This is a genomic window from Myxococcales bacterium, assembly GCA_016706225.1.
In the GTDB taxonomy this organism is placed as follows: domain Bacteria; phylum Myxococcota_A; class Polyangia; order Polyangiales; family Polyangiaceae; genus JADJKB01.
The window spans coordinates 1,200,318-1,221,758 of record JADJKB010000005.1 but is presented as its reverse complement, the minus strand read 5'-3'; the positions used below and the strand labels follow the sequence as shown (position 1 = coordinate 1,221,758).

Genomic DNA, 21,441 nt, shown 5'->3' with positions numbered 1-21,441 from the left:
GGAAAGTGCAGGAAACCAGGCTGTTGTCGAAGTCGTAAGTGAAAACATCATCCGTGTGAGAAACGATACTTGTTCAGAGTCCTGGTTGCGCCTCGTTGCACACGCACCCAACGACGGGCCTGTCACACGTGCTTGCGATGTCCCGTAACCCACCAAGTCATTGAGTGCACTTGAGCGGCAAGCTTGGGGTCAGCTGCAAGCACGTCGACAGCTGAAATACGGTGCCGGCACTAGGTCCTGAGAGGCACTGACACTCCACGTTGGCGTTGACAGGCCCTGAACACTTGGCGGTCAATATACCACACTCGCCCACGCAACCATCGCTTAGGAACTGAGTGGGCTTGCATGACCGGCAAGCGTTCAGGGCAGAGAGCTCCTGTTCGCAAAGCTTGCCACATTCGCCATCCCGGGAGCACTCGAGGAGCTGGTAGAAGAACGCTCCACAGTCAACTTCCTCACTATTCCTTCTGAGTGTGTTCCAGCTATCAATACAAGCGCCTAACGCTATGTTGCTGCCGCACCTCGCCGCGCGACGACAGGCGGCGAGAACGTCGGGATCCTCTGCTTGCACACCCCCCGCGCAAGCCGCCAAGATTCCCGCAGCCAATGTAGCCGATCGTGCATACGTGAACACGGTGACATCTACCAGCAGCAACTGCCAGAATTGTACCAGCTCCCGTAGGAAGTCCCCGTTGAAAAAAGAGGGCCGTGGGCGATGATGGCGTCTCGGCACTGCCGTTGGCAGACGTAGACGCACTGCGTGTCGTAGCAGCTGTGGAAACTCGTCTCCGAATAGTCTTCCGTGATCACCCATGACGACGGCGAATTGGGGGCGCGGCAATTGTCGTAGACCGCGTCGATGCCGGTTGCGAGGTTCTCCGCAAAGCAGTCATCCCAGTCGGCTCTTACCGACATGAAGTCTTGACCGTTGTAGTCGTACTGTGTCTTGACCTCGGCGCGGTAGCCTCCACCATAGCCAGCGATCCAATACTGATTGGGAATGACAGCAGTCGTGCTCCAGTTGTACCAATTGTACCCTTGCCAATACGTGTACGTCGTGCCGCCGGTGAATGACTTTATTGTGTCCCAACTACCTGTTGACGGGTTCTTCGCTTCAAGCCAGAGGCCGGCCGAGGATTCCAGTGATCGCCCCGTGAAAGTGATCGTGCTGGATCTGTAGTAGATGCCCTGCCCTTTGGTGCGATCTTTGGGTGATGTCATGCACGCAGAAAGCGCGACTGCTAGCCCGAGCATGACGCCTGCGGTGGTGATTGGCGCTGTGAAATGAGACTTCATTGCGTTTCCCCTTTCAGTTCAGGCAGTGGTGGTGGCACGCTACTCCTCTGATTGCTGGTCGAAGATGACAAGGATCAAGTGTCCGTCCCGACCGCATGTGGTCTCTCGCGCTAATCCACCGCCCGGCCGTCACGCTCTGTCGTGACGCGCCCGGCGAGTTCGCTCGCACTGCGTGATCGTCTCGGCACGCGGCGCTGTCGGCACAAAGCGGGACGCCGGGGCGAGGCTGGCTGACGCGAAGAGATCGTCGGCGGCTAGGTCCTTGTCGAAGGGATGGTGCGTGAGGGCGAAGTGTTTGCGGTACATCAGAAGAGATCCTCGTCCTGGCCGTCGAAGTCGACGAGCTCGCGCATGGCCAGTCCCTCGGGGCAGGTCGGCGGAGGCCTTGGGGAACTCGATGTCGCGCGTGGTGGCGTTGCGCCTGACGAAGCAGTTTGCCAGCACATCGACGCGGCGGGCGATCTCGATACGCCGTCCCTGGTGCCAGACCTCGACGGTCCGCTTGTCGGGCTTGCGCGCCGGGTCGAAGCGGAGCGTGACGCGCTCGCCCCAACGAGGGCGGCGTCGACCTCGAAGGCGACGCCGTCGAGCGTGACGGTGCGGTCGGCGCTTACCAGAGCTCGCGCCGGTCGACACCGAGAGCCCTCGCGAACTTCAAGATCGACTCGATCGTCAAGTTCTGCTTCCCGCCCTCGACGGCCTGCAGGTACTGCACCGACACGTTCATCGCCTCGGCCAGCTTGCGCTGCGTCAAAGCCTTTAGCTTACGCGCGCGCTTGATCGCTGACCCCACAAGCTTCTGGGCCTCGGCGGTCTCGGCCTCCGGTGGTCGCTCGATCGGGTTCGCCAGGAACTGACCCGCGCCCGTGGGACGAGGCCGAAACCCAGGAGGCTCAGCGGCCCTGATCGCCAGGACGCGGAGGACTCGAGGAGGACCAAGCTTTGGCTTGGTCTCCTTAGCAAACGGCAGGAGGATGGACGGGGTGACCCCGAAGGCGTCGCAGATCCGCAGGATCGTGGCCAAGGTCACGTTCACGGTGCCCGCCTCGATCTGCTGCAAGTGCCGGAAATCCAAACCCATCTTGGCGGACGCCTTCTCGAGAGTCCAGCCCTTGCCCTTGCGAAGTTCGCGGACCCGGACGCCGAACGAGGCAGCGACGTTCTTGAAGCGCTGCGACCGCCGAAACGCGAGAGATAGGCTGACATCCCGACCCATCTCCTTGAACAAGCCGGAAATTGATAGACGGCGCTACGTAACATGTGAGAAGTCCATAGGTCGGAGGAGGCCGGAAACAATGAAGGTCTCGATCGCCCTTGTCGCCGTGCTCGGTTGCTTCAGTTGCACGAGCGAGAGCGTTAACAACAGCGCGGGCGGCGCCGCGGGAGTCGGTTCAGCAACTGGCACGGGTGGGGGCGGAGGCGTAGCCGATAGCGGTCTCGCTGGCGCCGGTGGGACCGTTGCGCAGGACGCCAGCACGCCCATCCACAAGCTGAACGAGACGGCGCACGCGGCCGACTATGATCTCTCAATCACCGGCATGGCCGAAGCGGCCGAGGACAGCGGCGCCTGCCCGATTCCGTACTACTTCATGCCGCCCGCTGGGAAGGTCAAGCTCGGCGTCGAGGTCCAGATCGTTGCAACCACGAACACTTCCGTCAACGTGAACCCATTCTACGCGAAGCTCACGGACTCGACTGGATACGCCTACACATCAACGTTCGGCGGCTGCGAGCCCGAGCTCAAGTCCGTGAAGCTCGCCCCGGGAGAGACAGCGAAGGGGTGGATCACGTTCGAGCTCCCGGCAACCTCGGTGGGGCTCACGTTCATCTTCAACCCACTCATCGTGGGCAACGGAAACAACGAAGTGAAGTTCGACTTGGGGCAGTGAGACTCAACGAGCTTGACAACGCTGTCGCGCACCTGGCCGAGGTGACAGAACTCAGTCACGTGCGCGTGGCGCTGGCTGGAGTGTTCGCTCGCCAGCTGTGGGGCGCTGACCAGCTCGCCGATCGGATCGAGGTGCTCGCCGACGGTGCGGTCCCCGAAGCCGCGCCGAACGGCGTGACTTTTCAACGATTCGTCGCGACCGGGGACTACGCCCAGGAGATCGATGCGCTCTATGCTGAGGCGCTTGATGAGGCTGTGACGCTTGAGACGGTGGGCCGGGAGGGGCCGGATGTGCGAATGCTCGTCCTTCTCCCCGAGTACCTCACCGCCATCGCGATGTGGGACCGCGACGATGTGGCGCTTGAGACACTGGTCCGAGCGATCGACAGAAAGACCACCGAGGACATCCTCCGGCAGCATCTCGGGCCGTATGCGGCCGACGTGTTCGGGCGGCGGCTCGCGGAGATCGAATGGAAGGCGTCGAGGGCCAGGTGAGGGCCCGCGTGGCCCAGCGGGTGGGCTGAACCCCCCTATAGGTAGGAGGCCCTCTTCATGCCCACGATCACCGCCTTCCTCAGCGACGTCCACGGCGACCTCCACGCGCTTCGCGATGCCCTGCGCCTGCTCGACGCCATGGACGTGCGCGAGATCGTCTGCTTGGGGGACGTCTTGGACTATGGAATTTTCCCCGACGAGACCCTGGCCCTGCTCGCCGCGCGGTTGATTCCGACCTTGCGCGGCAACCACGACCGGTGGTGCCTGACCAACAAGTCGGTGGGGACGAACGCCACCGACCTGACCCCGGCGTCGAGGCGTTTCCTCAAAACCACCGTACCATCCTGGTCGGCCACGATCGAGGGCGTGCGCGTCGCCGCGCACCACGCGAGGCCGGGCAGCGACATGAACGGCGTCATGCCCGACGCGACGGCCGACGACCTCCACGAGGTGTTGAAGACGTCGAAGGCTGACATCGTCGTCGTCGGCCACACGCACCGCGCGATGGAGCTGCGCCTCGGCGACCAGCTCGTGCTCAACCCGGGCGCGCTGCTCCGCGACCCAGCGGACGGCTGGGAACGTGAGCTCCCGACGCCGGGCACGTTCGGCGTGCTCGAGCTGCCGGCGAGGAAGTGGACCGTGATCAGGGCGCGGACGGGGAAGGCCGTGGAGATCGTGAGGACGGGGAGGTAGAGGCGAAACGCTGTGAGATCGGGTTGCTCAGATTTCTGCGCTTTCAGGCTGCGGTCGCCAAAAAGTACGCCCCCGAAGCCGCAAGCATGGGATTACCCTTGGCCGGGGGTGCTCAAGAGGGATAGGCAGACCGTTGGACTCGCAAGTCACCCGACAGAGCCGTCATGCCCTTTCCGGGCATTTCTCGGCTGACATTGCACGCCTCGCTTTGTGGGCCTAGGCTCTTGTCGTGTCCACTGACGTCGTCGCCCTCCTCCCGGAGGCTAGATGGCCAAGCGTTCTAGCGGTCCTTGAACTCGTTCGTCACTGGCTGCCCAGAAGCGCGGAGCCGGTCGCAGAACCAGCAAAAAACCCGCTTCTACAAGATCTCCGCCAAGCCGCACTCTCAACGGGCGCGGGCCTGATTGGCGCGAGTTCTAGAGATGATCTCGTCGCACGCGCAGACGAGGTGATCGAGTCCGACGCATTTCAAAATGCCAGACTCCTCATGTTCGAGCTCACACGCTCCTTGCCGCTTTCGTCTCTCGAGGACGCCTTCGACGAAAGACCAGAACCGAGCGATGAACTCGTCGCTTCGTTGGGTGTTGCGTCGGCACGGGAGCTGCTAAGCGGCCTCGCTCCCTTGGTGAAGGCTGGCGCCGCCGCCTATATTCAGATTCTTTCGGTACTGCCGACCGAGTCTGTTCGTGAAGCAGTTGCAGGCTCCATCTCCTGTCTTTCGGATGAACGGATGCCTACTGCGGTCCGCAGAGAGATCTTGGCCGCTTTTCGCGCGGAGGTGTTCGGCTTTGCGATTGTCGCTGCTGTCGAGCAGAAGAAGCGGCTAAACCCTTGGCTGGCGATCACACTTGTTGAGCTCATGCTCAGCGGGGAACTCTCCCGGCTACGTGTCCTTGCTGCGATTCCAGGAATCACAGTGCCCGCCACAGTTGTCCCTTTCGAGGATCGTCTCGACTTGGCTGAACTGGAATTGACCGCTCGCGAAACCACTGCCGCCATCACCAGCTGGGCCGACGCGGCCAAGGCAAGTGGAGACGACCCGTACTTCCCCTTCGGCGCGTCGGATGAACAAGAGTGATCTTGTTTCAGTGTTCGCGGGGAAAAAGTGGCGCAAAGGTGTCGTGATGCGGTGCCTTGAAGAAAATCGCGTCTTGATTCTCTATTCCACTGGGAGTGCGCCGAACGACTCTAGGGCTAGACGCGTGGAGGTCAACCACCGCCACCGCTATGGAATGGCACTCCAACTTGAGAAGCCGACATTCTTCAGACCCGAGAATGTGGCCATCGCTACTATCGGCAATTCCGGGGCTGTCAGGCCGCTCGGGAAGGTCTGTCCGCCAGGGCTGTACCTTGAGCTTGATGCGCTGCTTGAGCGACCCCAACCAGCCACTTTCCAAAAGTAGACCTACACGTGCGATTCCGGCGTGACCTGGGCACCGATTCTGGCCCCGTCGGACAACCACTCCTGTCAAAGGTCGGCGATAGCGATTGCGACCTGGTCTCGTGCGTTTGCGAGATGTACTGGATGATTGCAGACGACTGTCGCACTAACGCCAAAGCCGTCGCGATACACGGCATGCAGCTGAACCCCTTGTATGTCGACCACGAGATCGCCCATGCCAGTACGGTAGGATACGAGCGTCACACAATCCTGTTCGCAGATGCTTTCCACGAATTGCTCCCATCCGTTGGGCCTGTGATGAGGGATCTTACTAACGCGGTTCTTTTTTTCCGGCGGTGCAGAACTTCGCGCTGGGCAACGGCCAATCGCTTCAAACGCCACGTCTCCGAGAGCCTCCGCCGCGTCCGCGCCGACGTGCACCAACGGGCCCCCGTGGCGCTCCAGCAACCGAATGTGTTCAGATTCTTCCGGTCGTGTGCTGGACAATACGACCACAGCGTCGCACGAACTCGCGCGCTTGAGCCAATTGCACACCCCCGAGTAGGCCTTCCAGAAGTCTTGGGCGATTTCAAAACCTGCGCTCGAACAACCAAGGTCACTGAAATAACTCACCGCAGAGCCGCAGGTTCTACCGACCACAGCAAATCGTGGGCGCTGGTCGACCTGCCGTAGCCAGGTTGCTAGTTGCTCTCTGGTTGCCATTCGCGGGCCCCGGGCTCACTCTCACCTCGGGCGCCTTACTCGCTCTCAAGCCAGTATTGGGCAGGAATAGGCAAGGTCAGAAGTTCGGACAAAGGCATTCGGCTGACGGCCGCGAGAATCCGCTCCCTGGCCCGTTCCGGCGGTCTCACACCCGAGACGCCCACACCCGAGGTTGCTTGTTGCACAGGTGAGACGACGCTGACTGGGCTAGCAAGACTGACATCGTTTTCTTTTGCCCAACCTTCGATGCGCTGTTGCACCCACCCTGTTCTGGCCCGATTCCACGTCAGGAAGAGCTGCTGATCGCGACGAAGAGCCGTCGTGAATGCTCTGAACCAGAAGGGCTCCGTTAGTGCTGCACCTAGGATTCCCTGCCAGGCTTCGGGTGCCGTTCGAGTAAACGATTGTGCAAATGCCAGATGCTCGGCCGGCGAAATAGACTCGATTTTCGCGAAGCCCGCATCTTCTTGTGTCCGCGCTAGTGTTTCGTCGTCCTCCGCGAAGAGTAAAACCTTTCCCGTGGCTCGCTCGTAAAAGCGCTTCACACTTGGGGCCACGAACGTGAACGCTCGCCACAGCTCACGGGGGATCTGCTTCGCGTGCCTCCGCGGGGTTGTGGCGGCTTCAACCGTCGGTGTCGCCGTCGGTTTCGAGATCACGATGTCGAACTCGTCATGATCGATCTGCGCCAGGTCAGGGTGCTGCGTGATCAGCATCCGCAAGTTCGCCGCGCCATATGCCCGCAGGGAATATTGCGGCTCCACCAGGCGAGCGAGCTGGCCAAATTTTGCGCCGCGAACTGGCTCCCCGGCCATCTCCAGCACGCGCGTAATGATTGTTCTTGCGTCGAGCATCCTTCGGTCTCCTCGTAAGTCCGCTACCCTGAGGCCCAGAGCGAGCCCCAGGGTGTGCGGGATGAATGGAAAGGAGCATCCGGTGGGCCTCCTTCAATTAGCCACTGGATGTTCCTCTCGAGGATTCCGGGCTCGACTTTCTGCTTCCCGAGGTCTTGGAGACGTCAGGGGAGGGACCGTCGACGAGAACGCTGCCCGCCTCAGATTGTCGGGGAGCGTTGGCCGGTGGCGTTGTAATGCGCCACTCGCGATCCTGTTGGTTCGCGATCAAGCGTAGTTTTGCGGCCTTCGCCGCAGCATGTCAAGTGACATGCCACTCAGGTCCACTTTTTTGAAGCACCAGCCTTGAATCCAGTAGATTTTCGCAGGGCGTTTCACATGCGCTATGCGCCGTTGACCGCCAGGGACGACGGTTGACCTCCCTCTTCGTCGATCGGCAACGTGACTAGCCACTTATAGAGGCGGGCAACGTCTTTGGCCGTCAGATCAGGGGGCAACGGAACCATGATCTGGAGATCGCGTCGCAATTGGAAAACGTGAGCGATGAAGCTTGCTGGAACCTGGATCGTCTGCTCGTCCGACGCCGGCGGCTGGCGCAACGCTTCGGTCCTAGGCTCGGGAGGCAGAGGTGGAGACATAGGTGTCTCGCCCCCTGCCGCGACGGTTGCAACGGTGTTCGCGCCAGTGATAACCCCGGCCGTGCGAAAAAATGCGAGAAATGCTTCGGCAGCCTCGCTCTTGACGGCGGGCAGAAGCCCGTACTCACGTTCGAGGACATTCGCAATCCCTTGGGCGTCGGGCACCGGGGCGCCGCGGTACCGTTCCATGAGCCTAACGTACAGGGGAGGCTTGACGAGTGCCTGCATGAGCGCCGCTCGTTTCTCGGCTTCGTTCTCTGGCATCGAGTAGCGCTTGAAGAGTGGAGTCACGCGAATTCTGGCCTCTGACGCCCTTCCAGACCGCTCGATCAGCCCAAATTCTCGGGCATTGCTAAGGCGGTAGCTCCACCCTCGCGATGTCTTCGACGTGAGCCCGAGCTGACTCCGGATGTCGTCTTCCGAGGCCTCATTTCCACCAGCCCGCTGGACGGCCTCGCCGAAGCGGATGGCCTCCTGGAGCCCGTAGTACGGATAGGTTGTCTGGCTCCGGGCCTTCCTCCCATCTCCGTTGTCCTGCGCGCTCTCGTCGCCGTCGTTCTCTCGGATGTTTGATTCCATGACTCTCACCGTAGATACAATCTACCATCAACTACCCGTTGCGTGCAAGGCCTGGGGCGTGACTTTTTCCCCAGCGACCCGATGCGCTACTGGAAACAGCAAAGGTCAGGTCAGGGACTGTTCTGGTAAGCGCGCTTGATTATTGATGTTTTTGTGCTAATGTACCGAGTATGGCTGCGATGACAGACTCAGAATTTGTGTTCGGCCCTGAGGAGTTTCGGGCGTGGCTGGACACTATGGCGAGGCAGCTATTTGGCGTAAGCGGAGATGAGTTTGTTGTAGCCTACCGCGCTGGACGATTTTCCTCGCGCCCCTCTGCTCACGATATTGCTAGCGTGATTCCGTTCCTGGCGGATCCCGGCGAGGTCTTTGCCAACCAATTTCGTCTGTGAGGCGCAGCCGTGGAGGATGGACGGGCCGCTCAGCGAGCGGTGGAGCAGAGGATCCTGCCGTGCACGAAAGTCTCCCCTCGGCCTACGATGGCTGAGCCTTCACGCCCGCAACAAGTTCAAAACCCCCGCCGCATACCGCAGCACCCGCGCGGCCTTTGGGCGAGCCGGCTCCAACTGCTCGGCGAGCCTCGTCAGCTCGACCCGGATCAGCGACACCCGAAGCTCGATCTCCAGCGCACTCACTGGAGCACCGCCTTCGGGCAGTACCCGCAGTTCGGGCAGGTGCCCTCGGGCGGGAACCGGCCCGTGAGGACGTCGTCCACGCCGACCTTGGCGAACCTCGCGATCCGGAACACCAGCGTCGTCGTCATGGGCTTGGCGCCACTGGCCATCTTGCTCAGCGCCACGTCGCCGTAGCCGAGCGCCTTGCCGAGCGGTTCCCACGCGCCGCACTGCTGGTACAGGAACTTCAACGCCGTCCTCGAGTTCCGCTCTTCTTCCGCGGTGAAGTCTGCTGACTTCCTCATCTTGCTCCTCCGTTCGCGCGCGGCAGCCAGAAGCGGGGCTCGATACCGAGCTCGTGGATCGAGTGAACGAGGGTGCTCAGGTTGTGGCACAGGCACTTGAGCAAGACCTCGTTGAACTGGGCGGCAGGCAGCTTCGACCGCACGGACCCACCGAACTTGCGTTTGATCGCGCTGAACGTGCTCTCGACGTTCGAGCGCCGGTGGTAGTGCTCGAGGAAGACTTCGCGGTGCAGCTCGAACAGGTGGTACAGCCGTCGCCACGCCTCGGACTCACCGGTGGGTTGGCTGTTCGACTTGAATGGGATGTACGGCGCGGCTCCGACCGACTCGATCGCCATCAAGTTGTCGTTCGACAGGTAGGCCTTGTCCGCGCTCAGCTCGGCCACGTTGAAGTCGTTGGCGACGGTGGAGGCCAGGAGCGGCACGAGCTGCGGCGAGTCGTTGACGTTGCCCTCGGTTACCCGAACCGCGGTGACAATGTTCGTCTTCACGCCGATCATCGCGTGGGCCTTGATCCAGATCTTCACCCGAGTCTCCTTGCCGTACTTGTGGTCGAACCACCGGCTGTACGTGTTCGTCGAGAACCCGGTACCGTCCACCGCGAAGTGCTGCTCGATGGCCCGGAGCGGTGCGGCGCTCTCTTCGACCAGCAGGGTCAAGAGAGGTAGGAGCGCAGGCGACTCGACGTACCGGAAAAGCGTGTTGTACGAGGCCGCGTGATCGACGAACCCCTTCGCCTCACATTCGCGGAGGTCCGTCGTGGACCGACGGCCGCTCATGGTGCCGTAGACCTTCAGCGCGGCGCCGTAGACGACGTCAGCAAGAGGTGTCCGCGGCCGACCAAGCCCTTGTGAGGGCTGCTGGATGCCGTCGCAGAGACCCTTCAGGAGGATCTGCACGCGCTCCTTCTCCTCACACTGGGCGCGGTTGTATGCCGGCCAATTCTGGGAGTAGGTCTGGCGGACTTCAGTCACGACACTTCCGTCGGGCAGCTCCTGCTCCTGCGTCAGGTAGCGGAGCGCCCATTGGTGCTTGCAGGCGACACCCGACGTCTCGAAGTCGGGGCAGGTGCACGTGCCAGCGACGAGGTCTACGACGTAGCCGCTGTTGCCTGCCGTGGTGGCGGACGGCACGAGGTAAGAGTTGCCCGCGATCGGGCGAAACGCCTTGGCCTTGCTCTTCGCGAGCGCCAGGCCACGTGCTTGCCTGGGGTTGTCGATGGGGGCGGTTTGAGCTGAGCCTAATGTGGTCACACTAGGTCTACGCCATCCGGGCAAATAAGATTCCCTTGGACCGTAGACTAAATGTGGCTACAGTAGACCCCGTGAAGAGGAGGAAGCCGAAAGCCGAGAGGAAAGAGTTGACGCTGCGCATCAGGGTCACGGCAGAGCAGAAAGAGCGCCTCGAGGCCGCCGCCAAAGAGGTGGGCGCGCCGGTTTCGACATGGCTCTTGGGACTGGGACTACGTGCGGCCAAGAAAGCCGACGGGGACGGCAAGGCGTGAGCCCCACCGCCCCCGACTTCGATGCGAGCGCCGTCCGGCCAACGGCGCCGCGCCTACCTCCTGATTTGCGACATGACGCTATACCTCCGGGCACACGACGGGTTGCATCCGGCGGTGCGCGTGCTAGGTTCAGCCCATCCTCTCTAGGAAGTGCTGGCCTCACCGGCCGGGACGTGACGCGACCCCAACCTCAAACTTGGGGTCGCATCGTTTTGTGGGTGGGGAATCAGTTGGCGGTCGGCGGGGGCCCTCCTCCATTCGGTGGGGTCACGGGGTACCAGCGCCCGTCCCGCCGTTCGATCGAGCCCCTGCGCGCCTGGACCTGTCGCAGGGTGGAGTCCGCCGCTGGGCGCGCCTGCTGGATGACCTCCCCGATCTCTTGCGAGGTCAGCCCGGGCCGCTCGCGGACTAGAGCCTCGGCGCGGTCGGTCTTCATGTTCTTCCGACGGGTGCCTCCGCGGGTCGGTGCGCGCACGACTCGTCGGCGCTGCACGGGCTCGGCGGGAGCAGCACTCGGTCCGGAAGCTCTCGGAGTACGAGTCTCTGACTCGAGTCTCTCGAGGAGCACAGCGATCAGTTCTGTGCGCTGCTCTGCCGAGAGGAGGTCAACCGCGGAAACCGCGGCGTCGAAGCGTCGCTTGGAGACGCGGTACTCGTGCACGATCTTGTCTGCTTGGCCCATGCAGAGAGTTGTAGCAGCGCACGCGAGTCGAGCAACGAGAAACGCGAACGAAAATCACCACTTAGCACCAAGCGATGACTTGGGCCAAGCAGGCGCTTGGTGTCGCGATGCGGAGAAACTCGGCTGCCTCAAAACTGCTCTCGCTGCCTCAGAAGGAGAGGGCTCGTGGAGTTTCCGAGGCAAAGCCGGCAATCGGCGAGAGCTGCAGCGGTAGCGACGAGTGCGCGAGTAAGTACTGCAATGACCAGCATGTTTGTGGCAGTACGGGGGGTGTCTACGAATTCTGCATGCCCGAAGACAAATGCAACCCGGGCCTGGAATGTGCGAACGGCCGGTGCCACAAGCAATGTCAGAGCGATGCTGACTGCACACCTGAGGTTTGCTCGACAGAACCGCCGCCTGGGCCGAACTACTGCGCTATCCGGTGCAAACCTGAAGACACCACCGGCGGATGGGTCTGTGCGGACGGGCATATGCTCTCTTGCTCGGATGCGCCGAGCAACTTCTGCCCCAATTGCGGGTGTCAACGTCTAGGTTACGCTTGTGCCGGCGACCACTGCCAGTTTGGTAAGCCGCAGCAGCCGACGGACACGCGACTATTCCCAGTCGAGGTCGGTCGGGAGTGGACGTACACGTCGAACTCTTCGATTGCCGTGGGCGGTTCGAGCGAAGGCAAGTGGTCGCTCAAGTGGTTGGGTAGCGACGGGTACGTGACAATCGGTCAGGACCCGGACAACGTGGCGCTCTATACCGCGGCGTTCCAGGAGAACCTGGTGTCTACGCCGGTTGTCGCTGGCGCGTCTTGGGACGCCGGTTTCAAGGATGGAACGAAGTTCACTTGGAGCGATGAAGGCTCGGTCTCCGTCCCTGCAGGCGCCTTCGATCTCTGCTGGCGCAAGACGGCTTCGTACAACAAGGACGTCTACGAGATCTTCTGTCGCGGCGTGGGGCTCGTCGCTTACAAGATTCAAGGAACGTACGGTGAGCTAAAGACCGCAAATTTCCTGGCGGGCCAGGATACTTACTAAAGCCGCGCGCAAGCGTGTTGGAGCACACGTGGATCTTCTGCGCGCGCGTCTCGAGCAGGTGTGAGCCAACAGACCGAGGAGAAGATCCCCGAGCTCCTGCCCCAAGGCAGCGTGGACCCCAACACCGTGTTCGTGCTGACCAACACCGTCTACTTCAACGCAGCGTGGGCCCGTCCATTCTCCGCGTCGTCCACTCAGACCCGCACGTTCACCCGCCTCGACGGGAGCGCGGTCTCCATCCCCATGATGCAAGGCAGCCAGGGCGCCGGAGCGTAGGGCGCCCGCGACGGTTGGCAGGCGGCGGTGCTGCCCTACGACGGTGGCGAAGTCGCGATGCTCTTGCTCTTGCCCGACGCCGGGCGATTCAGTGAAGTCGAGCAGAGCCTCGACGCGGACCGGCGGCAGCCGCAACCTACCGACCAAGGCCGCGACCCTCGACGTCTCGCGGCCGTTCTTCTTCGTCATCCTCGACCATGCCACACGCGCAGCGGTGTTCGTGGGGCGCGTCGTGGATCCATCTGCAAACTAGGGCACCTGGCCGCAGTCAACGTGAACGTGAAGGCCAGCGTTCTGCCGCGCGAGCGGGGTGGCGCGCCCGAGTCCGCGGGGTAAGCTTGGTCCTTCCTGCTGGGGCGGCGACGCACCGGCAGCCTTCATCTCTTACTTGGTGGCCACGCTCGCTCGGCCGTGCCGGACGGGACGTGGCAATTCCTGGCGCAGCATGGGTGAGCCCCGCTCCATCGTTCGCGGCCGCTCGGGCTTGGGATGGCTGGTGTCTCCCGAGCGCGATCGCTGGATGATCTGGCTTTGCGATGGGGCGCATGCGCTGCTCAGCGTAGAACGAGATTCCGGCGAGACACGCGTCTGCGTCGACCTGGTGCGACCCGGGGCGGGCGTGTTCGTGCAAATCAGTCTGCCGGTCGGTTCACCCGACCTCGAAGCCGCGCTGCTCGAAGAAGTCGTGGAGGCAGCGGTTGGCGGCGACCTGCCGTTCGAGGCCGCGTATCGATCCGCCTGGGCCATCGCCGTGCGCTCGACCGCGCAGGAGCTGCGCACCCGGCGGCGCTAGGTGCCAGGACGAGCATTGCCAGTGAGGTCAGCGAAGGCCGCCGGCGATTGGCCGGCCCGGCACGCTGCAGCGGCGGAGGGACGGGCAATGACGAGGCGTGCTGGGCGCGGGAAGCGTGCGAGAATGCCTGCTGACATGGGCAATCGTCGCTGGGGACTTCAGCCGACCACTGCGTGGTCAGAGTAGCCCCGATGGTCTCTCGCCGCGGAGCCCGGCACGCAGAAACGCGCACCCGCTTCATTCACATTCTGGGTGCTTCAGGCAGCGGGACGACGACCCTCGGTCAAAACATCGCCGGCGCCATCGACGCTGAATCGATCGACGTGGACGACTTCTTCTGGGCTCCGACCGATCCGCCATACACCACCCCACGGACGCCGCTCGAGCGCGTGCAGTTGCTCACGCAAGCCGTCTCGCGCGCCCGACGCTGGGTTCTATCTGGCTGCCTCTGTGGTTGGGGAGATTCGCTCGCTCGTCAGTGCGATTTGGCGGTCTTTCTCACGGCGCCGACCGTTGTGCGGCTCGAACGCCTGCGATCGAGACAGCACCTTCGCTTCGGCGCGCGGATCGCGCACGGCGGCGACATGCACCAAGCCCACGAGGCCTTCCTCGCGTGGGCTGCGCGGTACGACACGGGCGGAGTCGAACAGCGAAGCCGTGAGCTTCACGAAGCGTGGCTTGCCGGACTCTCGTGCCCTGTGCTGCGTTTGGACGGCACCGCTGCCCCGACAGAATTGGTGCGGGCGATCCTCGACCACGACATGCGCCCCGGCTAGCAGCAGGGGCCCCCATCGGGAAAGACGATTCCGCAGGTCACGTGCCAGCGAAGATCGGCTTGGCAGGTTACTCCCACCGGGCGACCAAACGCCCGCAGTACGGAGTGTCCAGCTCGGCAGTCACCACCGGTGAAACTCCGCAGCGCTCGAGAGTCCCCGTCAACCCACCCACCTGGCTGTGCTCGATCCAGACGTACTCGTCCACGAAGTGCAGGAGCGCGCTCCTCGGACCCGTCATCTCGACACGCCACTCGCCATAGTCGACCATCATGCGACGGTTCTGCCCCAACCAGGTCAGCGCTTCCTCGGGCTTGCGTTTCGCCAGGTACCTCATGAACGCCTCGGCGCGGATCAACGGCGACAGCCTTGGCGTCGCCCTCCACAGCCGCCCGAGCGCGCCGCCAGGGTCTTCCTCGTCCAGCAGCACGGCGGCCATTGCTTGCTCCCGGATGAATGCTCGCAGCGGGTACATCAAGAACGGCCACCTGGAGCGAGCTCCAGACACGGCTCGCCACACTGCCAGAAGCTCCGGCGACCGCGCTTGAACCGCCTGCTCGGCCAGCTGGAAGAACAGGCCGCGTACACGCGCGTGAGCGGGCGCGTCCGCCATTCGCTTCTCGACCCCGAGCAGCGCGAGTCCCGGCCCGAGGTCGGCGGTCAGTCTGCAGGCTGTCGTGCCGACATCCTACCACCTTGCCAGCCCGGGAAAGTACTGGTGTGCTCGAGAGGTAGTGGCGAAGGACGTCAACGGTGCGCAAGGCATGGTCGTGCGCGGCGAGAATCGCGCCGCACGCGCGACCGATGACCCTGTGGAGCGGGCCGTGACCGAGATCCGCCATCTGTCCCGCGCTGCATCCATCGAGCTCGCGCTCGGCGTCGGGGGAATCGTGTTTCGCCACCTGTTCAAGGGCGACTTGGAGCTCGTCCGGCGCAACGGCCCCAAAGAGGCGTCGTTCCGACGTCTCGCGCTGCACCCCGAGCTGCCGATGAGTGCCGCGAGCCTCTGGCGTGCCGTCGCGATCTTCGAGCTGTCCACGCGCGTTCCGCTGCTCACGCAGAGCAAGCACCTCGGGGTGACCCACGTTCACGCCGTCTTGGGCTTGCCGGGCCGGGAGCAGGAGCAACTGCTCGGCACGGCGGAGCGCGAGCGCTGGACGCCAGCTGCCCTGCGCGCCCGGGCGGCCGGGCGGCGAGGCGGACACGGAGGACGTCGGCCCAAGCTCGAGATCCTGCGCGCGCTCGACGGACTTCGGCGCCTGGCGGCCGTGCCACTGGAGACCTTCGGCGATCGTGCCGCCGTGGCGACGCTCAGCGCGGAGGACATCGAGGTCGCCCTGGTCGCGTTACGCGAGCTCGACGAGCGGCTGGTCGCGCTGCGAGCGCTGCTGCGCGAGGCCAGCAGCTGAAGAAAGGCCGCCGGGACTGTTTCAGCGTGAAACAGTCCCCCGAGCGCTCAGTTCGAGGGACGCCGAGCCGGGCTGCCGCCGACCAGCGGCAGAAACGCCCGTACCGTGGTGCCCACTCCCGGATCCGATTCGATGATCAGCTCACCGCCGGCGCGGCGCACCCGCGACGACACCAGAGTGAGCCCGAGGCCAAGGCGGCCCTTGCCCGTCGCCGTGAAGAAGGGATCTCCGGCGTGGACGCGGACATCTTCGGCCATGCCCACGCCGTCGTCCGAGACTTCGAGCACGACCGCGTCATCGACCAATGAGACGTCGACGGACACTGTGCGCCCCGCGCCGCCCCGCGCCGCCACCGACTCGACGGCGTTCGCAACCAGGCTCGCCACGACCATGGCCGCCTGCCAGCGGGGCATTCCGATCTGGCACGCGCGATCCACGACCTGCACTTCGAACGAAGCGCTCGGCTGGACTCCGGCCGCGAGGGCTCGCGTTACCTCGCGCGCGACTTCGCAAAAGTCCACGACCTCGTCGGTCGGCTCGGTGCTGACGAGCTCCCGCATGCGCTCGACGATGTTTGCCACACCGGCGACTGTTCCCGCGATTGCGTGGGCGCGGTCGGCCGGCGCCTTGTCGCCACCGATCTGCAGGGCGAGCTCGGCGCTTTCCTGGGTTGCGCGGGAGAGCGGCCCTGCGATCGCCTCGCCGAGCGCGGCGGCGAGGAGCTCGAGAGCGGTCGTGTCGTCCTTGCGGACGAGGTCGATGAGGAAGAGATCTCGGTGCAGTCGCGCACGCGCCCTGGCGCCGGTGCGCTCGACCACTTTCTCGAAGGTCGCACCGGATGCGTCGCTGGCGAGGATGAACTCGTCGGCGCCACAGGCGATGGCGCGTTGACCCGCTTCTTCGTCGCGGACGACGGCGAGAACCGCGCCGTCGACGAGCAGGCCCGTGATCGTCGCCGCGAACCGCTCCGCGTTGCCGACGACGTGTCGGAACCGGTCGTCGCGCGACACGGGGACATCGTGCTCGTCGAGGAGCCAGAGCACGGTGATGGGTGCGGTCATCCTCGCTTCCTATACCGGCGCGGGCCGAGAACGACCAGTGCTCCGACATGGGGGGCTCGGGAGGGCGGGCGCGCGTCTGTTCGTTTCCGGCTACGTGCACGCGCCGCTGTGGGCCACGCGCACGCCCTCGGTCGCAGCGCATCCCGCGTTGACGTAGGTCTTGCCATTGCACCCGCAGACCGGCGAGAGCTGCCCGGTGCAGGTGCCGCCGACCGTCACGCAGCCGCCCGGTCCGTCGCACGTCTCTGCGTAGCAGTACTCCCCGCCCTGGAAACATTGGGAGTCGTCGATGCACGGGAACTTGGTGCCTTCGGGCGGGAACGAGCAGAGTGCCGGCTTCGCGGGGTCGAAGCACTGGCCAGTGATGCTGCAGCACTCCTGTCCCTTCGGACACATCGAGGACGTCGCGCAGAACGTCACAGTCTTGCCCGCCGACGTGCCCCCCGCGCCCAGAGTCTGCGGCTCCCCGCACTTGCCCTGACCGATGACGTAGACACCTTGCGCACACGCGGTCTGCACGTCGGGGTACGTGACGCCGTTGCATCCGCACATGAGCATGCCGCTCGAGGTCCCGCAGTTGGTCTTGGACTCGCAGTAACCGGGACCCAGACAGAGCTGCCAGCTCGCTGGCGAGCAGAATTCGCCCGGTGCGCAATGCGCGCTGGATGCACACGGTTTCTGACCTTGCCGTCCCGGCGGTAGATTGGGCACCTCGCAGCTGCTCGGCGCGGCCGACGGGTCGAAACACTTCCCGGTTCCGAGACAGCAGTCCTCGTTCGCCGCACAAGTCACGCCGGCGCAGAACACACCAGCACTCCCAGCCACTCCGGCGCTGCCCCCGCCCGATGTCGTTCCTCCCCCGCCGGGCGACGCGGCAGTTCCGCCGGTGCTTCCCGTCGCGGAGCTTCCGCCGGTGCCTCCCGTCGCGGAGCTTCCGCCAACTCCACCGGTGGTGCCGGCGCCGTCGCGCTCAACGCTGCCTGAGCACGAAACGCTCGCGACCACGACGGCGACAACGGCGAAGATTCGCGTTGCTTCTCTGTTCCACGCACGCATGTCGTGAGCTTAGCTCACAGTGATGACGCGCACGCCTGCCGACCCCGCGCATCCCCAGAATCGGGAGACCCAGCGGCAGCCTTCCCCGGCCTCCGCTCCCGCCTTGCATGGCGCCGCACCGAGGGCCCAGATAGAATGGACTGATGAGCGCGAGGCGCGTGGTCCTCCTTGGTTTCGCGGTGGGCGTCATCGCCTGTTCCGGGAAGACGGATCGAAGCTGCAACGAGGCTTTCGACGACTGCGGTCAAGCGTCCGGAGGTTCGTCCGGAACCGGTGCCACCGGCGGTGCGTCGAGCGGCGGTAGCGGAGGCGTGGCCGCGAGCCCAGAGCCCCCCGACGGCCCGTTTCCGGCACCGAACGTCGCAGCGGCAGCCTGCTCCGCGCCGGGCACGGTCACCGACGTCTTCGATCTCGAGGGCGTTCGTGCGTGGCTCGCGAGGACCTGGTTCTTCTGCAGCGGCGGTTCCATCTTCGAGTCGCCCCACGATGGCATCGAGTTCGCAGAAGACGGTCACTGGTATTTTTTGGACTTGAAGCTGGGAAAGCTGGTGCGGCGCCAGGGGTTCTCGGGCGGCGGCGAGTGGAACTTGGTCGATACGTCGAGCATGAACGGCCCCGGCCCCAACTCGGTTCAGCTCAACATCAACAGCTCCCAGGGCGGCGGCATCCCCGCGTTCGTTCGCTTCGCGGTGGAGCCGCTGAAGCTCAACCTGAGCGCGTACCCGGGCGTGCCCACGGAGTATGTCGCGGCGAGCGCCGAAGGCCCGCCAGCCGCCTGTGCAGTGTGCGAGCATCCCTTGTTCACTTGCGGCAAACCCGGTTGGGAGTCCGTCGACTTCCAGGTGGAGTCGCAGCAGAGCGGCGGTTGCACCGGACGCATCGTGATGGCCGGGGGTATGCCTTCCACCGAGGTCAAGATCCAGTGCAGCCCCGCTGCAGTCTGCGCCAATGAGCTCTGCTCACCCACCGCGCTGACCGAGACATCGTTCACCTGGGACGGCGCGACGTGCAGCGCCTCGGACTGAGCTGGTCCAAATGGAACCCTCCCGGCTCTGCCTGCGGGTGCGCCGTGACAAAGCAGCGGCCTGCGATGGCCCGGTCGTGCTGAGTATCTCTCGCAAAACTCGAATGCCCTCCCGGCACCCGCGGCAGGACGGGCGCGCAGACCCTGCGGTTGCGGGACCGGAGGCGGGCCGATAGCGTCCGCTGGTGGAGGCACTGATGCGGAAGTCCGTCCTGCTGGTCACATGCTCTCTCGTTGTCGGAGGTTGCGGCAGTTCAGGTTCAGGAGGCGGTGCTGTCGGCGGTGCGGCGGGCGTCGGCGGCGGACTCGGAGGGTCCGGTGGGCAGACCGGCGGGGCTGGGGGTTCTGGCGGGACTTCGACCGGTGGAACTGGCGTCGGCGGCGCGAGCGGGGGCGGCGCCCCGGGCACTGGAGCCACTGGTGGCACCGGCGGCACTCCCGCCGGTTGTACGGAGATTCACCTCTCAACGCTCAACTTCGATGCGGCCAACTCGAACAGCGTCGCAGCGCTGTTTCGCGCCGAGCTCTCGACGACACTGGGTGAGCCCACCTCGGTGGACGGCATGACGCTCACCATCGCGTCGCCGGACGGCAGTGCGCTGGACAAGACCGGCACGTTCACGCTGGGCGCAGGGATCGAGTCGAACTACTCGACCTGCGAGCACTGCGTGGTGGTCGTGCAGGATGCCACGGGGACGAACAAGAAATTCTTCCCGGAGAGCGGGACGATCACGATTTCGTCGAGTACGCCTCCATCCTCGGCGGCCACTTCCGGCCTCACCGGCAGCCTCGACAAGGTCAAGCTCGTCGAAGTGACGATCGGTGGCGCGCCCAACTACGTCTCGACCCCCGTGGCGGGTGGCGCCTGCCTCTACTTCACCGCCGAGCCGCTCAACGCCGTGCCGTAGGCCGGCAGCCTTGGCTCGCTGGCGTGAGGCAATCAGGGGGTAGAGTAGCCGACATGTCGCGCAACGTTCAACGGGTCGCGGGGCTGCTCCTGGCGCTCCAGTCGATCGCGTGCAGCAGCGAGGTCGGAGACGCGAATCCCGAAGTGCGCGTGCTCATGGCAAGTGCAAGCCTGGGTTGCTTCCCGGTTAACCCCGCAGACGCGTCCTTTGCGCTGCTGCGCGTGGCGTACACCAACTCGACCGACGTGAGCCGCGTCTGGGATATCGACGATGCGCGCCTTGAGCTGTCCGGCGACGGCGAAAGGGGGACTGTCCACTTCCCCTTCATTCCCAATAGTAGCGGGTTGGTGCGCCCGGGAGAGACTCTCAGCATCGAGCACGTGAAGCCCCCCGGCACGGGCACGGGATCGCCCACATGCTCCTTTTGCGGCGGCGCTCGCTGGGAGATGTTCGTCACCTGGTCCACCTCGGACGGCTCCCTCGAGCGGCGAGTGGGGTCCGGCGATCTGTTCTGCACTTCGTGAATCATTTAGAGTACCGCACCAGGCTCGACCTCCAACTCAGGTACAGACACCGGGGATCTTGCGCGAGCACCGCGTCCAGTGACGCGGCAAGGGGCAGAGCTTGGGTGTTCCCGCCCTCGAGCGGGGCGCGGAAGACCCGTCCCGCGATTCCCATGTCCTCGTAGACCTTCGCCTTCCAGTAGACGTGCGCCTCGTCCAAGACGAGGCGCTCACCGACCCCAGAGGAGGTCGCCAGGAGCAAGTCGTCGGAAGTTCCGGGAGGACGCCAGTAGACGGACGTTGTAGCCGTTTCCACCGGGCCCGCCGGTGGCCAGGCCGAGTCGAGCCAGTAGCGGCCGTGCGCGTTCACCTCGAAGTCACGCCACGAGGTCGCGTCGGAGACGAGCGTCTCGACGTTGCCGGTCTCCAGCGAGACCCGATCCAGAGTGTTTCGCAGAACGTAGGCGCTCCCGTCATGGACCCGCAGCTTGGCTGCGACGGGTTGGCTCTGTTTCGGCACCGGCAAGTGTCGCGGCGGTGCATCGAGTGTGTCGAACACCACGAGCTCCGGCTCCTTTCCGCCCACCAAGACGACAATCCTCGCCCCTTCCACGCCGATGCGGGAGTACCCCATTCCGATCAGCGGGACCTTGGCGATCGATTCTACGGCACCGCCGTCCTTTGAAATGCGAACCAGCTCGCTGCCCGAGCTCGTCAGTAGCGAGTCAGCGTAGGACACGAGCTCCCGCGCGCCGAACATCTTGGCCAGCTCGTGCTTGCCACGGTCGCTCTTCGACACCCGTATCAGCGAGATCGTGTCGTTGCCATCGGTGGGGTCCGACTCCAGCAGTACGTAAGCCGAGGCTTCGTCCGCCAAGGTGGTTCCCACGAGGCGCGACTCATGCTCGAACGAATACACTACCTCCGGGGAACCGGGCGTGCAGTCGGGGATCGTCGT

General features: G+C 64.3%; 26 protein-coding genes. 14 read left to right on the top strand and 12 right to left on the bottom strand.

The features are described from left to right. Positions 1-642: 642 nt before the first annotated feature. Together IPI67_13110 and IPI67_13105 are read right to left on the bottom strand one after the other, a co-directional pair. Positions 643-1,296, bottom strand: coding sequence for a hypothetical protein (locus IPI67_13110; protein ID MBK7581140.1), 654 nt, complete (start codon positions 1,294-1,296; stop codon positions 643-645). A gap of 610 nt (positions 1,297-1,906) precedes the next feature. Beyond that, positions 1,907-2,377: a helix-turn-helix domain-containing protein gene (locus tag IPI67_13105; GenBank protein MBK7581139.1), complete on the bottom strand. Its 471-nt coding sequence runs from the start codon at positions 2,375-2,377 to the stop codon at positions 1,907-1,909. A gap of 214 nt (positions 2,378-2,591) precedes the next feature. Between IPI67_13105 and IPI67_13100 the strand changes: the two genes are divergently transcribed. The 4 genes from IPI67_13100 (at position 2,592) to IPI67_13085 (ending at position 5,450) form a co-directional block, all read left to right on the top strand. Continuing rightward, the gene (locus IPI67_13100) at positions 2,592-3,185 is read left to right on the top strand and encodes a DUF4352 domain-containing protein (GenBank protein MBK7581138.1); all 594 of its coding nucleotides are present in this window, start codon (positions 2,592-2,594) and stop codon (positions 3,183-3,185) included. Then, positions 3,182-3,679, top strand: a complete 498-nt coding sequence (locus tag IPI67_13095) for a hypothetical protein (GenBank protein MBK7581137.1) — start codon at positions 3,182-3,184, stop codon at positions 3,677-3,679. The genes IPI67_13100 and IPI67_13095 overlap by 4 nt, the downstream gene beginning before the upstream one ends. Positions 3,680-3,736: 57 nt before the next feature. Then, a complete protein-coding gene (locus tag IPI67_13090) occupies positions 3,737-4,372 on the top strand; it encodes a metallophosphoesterase family protein (GenBank protein MBK7581136.1) in 636 nt (211 codons plus the stop codon). Between the two features lie 229 nt (positions 4,373-4,601). Next, positions 4,602-5,450, top strand: a complete 849-nt coding sequence (locus tag IPI67_13085) for a hypothetical protein (protein ID MBK7581135.1) — start codon at positions 4,602-4,604, stop codon at positions 5,448-5,450. 1,061 nt (positions 5,451-6,511) lie between these two features. Here the strand turns inward: IPI67_13085 and IPI67_13080 are convergent. The 5 genes from IPI67_13080 to IPI67_13060 all read right to left on the bottom strand — a co-directional run bounded on the left by IPI67_13080 (position 6,512) and on the right by IPI67_13060 (position 10,719). After that, complete coding sequence (locus IPI67_13080; protein MBK7581134.1) at positions 6,512-7,330, bottom strand: hypothetical protein; 819 nt, start codon at positions 7,328-7,330, stop codon at positions 6,512-6,514. Positions 7,331-7,713: 383 nt separating this feature from the next. Further along, entirely contained in the window at positions 7,714-8,547 is an 834-nt protein-coding gene (locus tag IPI67_13075) for a hypothetical protein (GenBank protein MBK7581133.1), read from the bottom strand. 491 nt (positions 8,548-9,038) lie between these two features. Then, entirely contained in the window at positions 9,039-9,182 is a 144-nt protein-coding gene (locus IPI67_13070) for a hypothetical protein (GenBank protein ID MBK7581132.1), read from the bottom strand. Next, positions 9,179-9,466, bottom strand: coding sequence for a hypothetical protein (locus IPI67_13065; GenBank protein ID MBK7581131.1), 288 nt, complete (start codon positions 9,464-9,466; stop codon positions 9,179-9,181). The genes IPI67_13070 and IPI67_13065 overlap by 4 nt, the downstream gene beginning before the upstream one ends. Further along, positions 9,463-10,719 (bottom strand): transposase, encoded by a 1,257-nt coding sequence (locus tag IPI67_13060; protein ID MBK7581130.1) that lies wholly within the window; start codon positions 10,717-10,719, stop codon positions 9,463-9,465. Before IPI67_13060 ends, IPI67_13065 begins: the two co-directional genes overlap by 4 nt. Before the next feature lie 71 nt (positions 10,720-10,790). On the opposite strand from IPI67_13060, the gene IPI67_13055 reads away from it, so the two are divergent. Then, a complete protein-coding gene (locus IPI67_13055) occupies positions 10,791-10,970 on the top strand; it encodes a toxin-antitoxin system HicB family antitoxin (protein ID MBK7581129.1) in 180 nt (59 codons plus the stop codon). 226 nt (positions 10,971-11,196) lie between these two features. On the opposite strand, the gene IPI67_13050 is transcribed toward IPI67_13055, so the two are convergent. Then, on the bottom strand, positions 11,197-11,652 hold the full coding sequence (locus IPI67_13050) for a hypothetical protein (protein MBK7581128.1): 456 nt from the start codon (positions 11,650-11,652) through the stop codon (positions 11,197-11,199). 473 nt (positions 11,653-12,125) lie between these two features. Between IPI67_13050 and IPI67_13045 the strand changes: the two genes are divergently transcribed. The 5 genes from IPI67_13045 to IPI67_13025 all read left to right on the top strand — a co-directional run bounded on the left by IPI67_13045 (position 12,126) and on the right by IPI67_13025 (position 14,525). Continuing rightward, entirely contained in the window at positions 12,126-12,680 is a 555-nt protein-coding gene (locus IPI67_13045) for a hypothetical protein (protein MBK7581127.1), read from the top strand. Between the two features lie 60 nt (positions 12,681-12,740). Beyond that, complete coding sequence (locus IPI67_13040; GenBank protein ID MBK7581126.1) at positions 12,741-12,956, top strand: hypothetical protein; 216 nt, start codon at positions 12,741-12,743, stop codon at positions 12,954-12,956. Between the two features lie 91 nt (positions 12,957-13,047). After that, positions 13,048-13,209, top strand: a complete 162-nt coding sequence (locus IPI67_13035) for a hypothetical protein (GenBank protein MBK7581125.1) — start codon at positions 13,048-13,050, stop codon at positions 13,207-13,209. A 243-nt stretch (positions 13,210-13,452) separates the two neighbouring features. Next, positions 13,453-13,749 carry a hypothetical protein gene (locus IPI67_13030; protein ID MBK7581124.1) on the top strand — a complete coding sequence of 99 codons (297 nt, stop codon included), beginning with the start codon at positions 13,453-13,455 and terminating at the stop codon, positions 13,747-13,749. A 191-nt stretch (positions 13,750-13,940) separates the two neighbouring features. Next, on the top strand, positions 13,941-14,525 hold the full coding sequence (locus tag IPI67_13025; protein MBK7581123.1) for a hypothetical protein: 585 nt from the start codon (positions 13,941-13,943) through the stop codon (positions 14,523-14,525). A gap of 67 nt (positions 14,526-14,592) precedes the next feature. Here the strand turns inward: IPI67_13025 and IPI67_13020 are convergent, their stop codons facing one another. Further along, a complete protein-coding gene (locus IPI67_13020; protein MBK7581122.1) occupies positions 14,593-15,135 on the bottom strand; it encodes a DUF2378 family protein in 543 nt (180 codons plus the stop codon). A 64-nt stretch (positions 15,136-15,199) separates the two neighbouring features. Here IPI67_13020 and IPI67_13015 point away from each other — a divergent pair, with 64 nt between their 5' ends. After that, positions 15,200-15,931 carry a hypothetical protein gene (locus tag IPI67_13015; GenBank protein ID MBK7581121.1) on the top strand — a complete coding sequence of 244 codons (732 nt, stop codon included), beginning with the start codon at positions 15,200-15,202 and terminating at the stop codon, positions 15,929-15,931. Between the two features lie 47 nt (positions 15,932-15,978). On the opposite strand, the gene IPI67_13010 is transcribed toward IPI67_13015, so the two are convergent. After that, positions 15,979-16,992, bottom strand: coding sequence for a sensor histidine kinase (locus IPI67_13010; protein MBK7581120.1), 1,014 nt, complete (start codon positions 16,990-16,992; stop codon positions 15,979-15,981). A 90-nt stretch (positions 16,993-17,082) separates the two neighbouring features. After that, complete coding sequence (locus IPI67_13005) at positions 17,083-18,048, bottom strand: hypothetical protein (protein ID MBK7581119.1); 966 nt, start codon at positions 18,046-18,048, stop codon at positions 17,083-17,085. A 143-nt stretch (positions 18,049-18,191) separates the two neighbouring features. Between IPI67_13005 and IPI67_13000 the strand changes: the two genes are divergently transcribed. The 3 genes from IPI67_13000 to IPI67_12990 all read left to right on the top strand — a co-directional run bounded on the left by IPI67_13000 (position 18,192) and on the right by IPI67_12990 (position 20,504). Then, positions 18,192-19,073 carry a hypothetical protein gene (locus tag IPI67_13000; GenBank protein ID MBK7581118.1) on the top strand — a complete coding sequence of 294 codons (882 nt, stop codon included), beginning with the start codon at positions 18,192-18,194 and terminating at the stop codon, positions 19,071-19,073. A 196-nt stretch (positions 19,074-19,269) separates the two neighbouring features. Further along, positions 19,270-19,980, top strand: coding sequence for a hypothetical protein (locus IPI67_12995; GenBank protein MBK7581117.1), 711 nt, complete (start codon positions 19,270-19,272; stop codon positions 19,978-19,980). Between the two features lie 53 nt (positions 19,981-20,033). Further along, entirely contained in the window at positions 20,034-20,504 is a 471-nt protein-coding gene (locus IPI67_12990) for a hypothetical protein (GenBank protein ID MBK7581116.1), read from the top strand. A 1-nt stretch (position 20,505) separates the two neighbouring features. Here IPI67_12990 and IPI67_12985 read toward each other — a convergent pair whose 3' ends face one another. Further along, positions 20,506-21,372, bottom strand: coding sequence for a hypothetical protein (locus IPI67_12985; GenBank protein ID MBK7581115.1), 867 nt, complete (start codon positions 21,370-21,372; stop codon positions 20,506-20,508). Between the last annotated feature and the right edge of the window lie 69 nt (positions 21,373-21,441).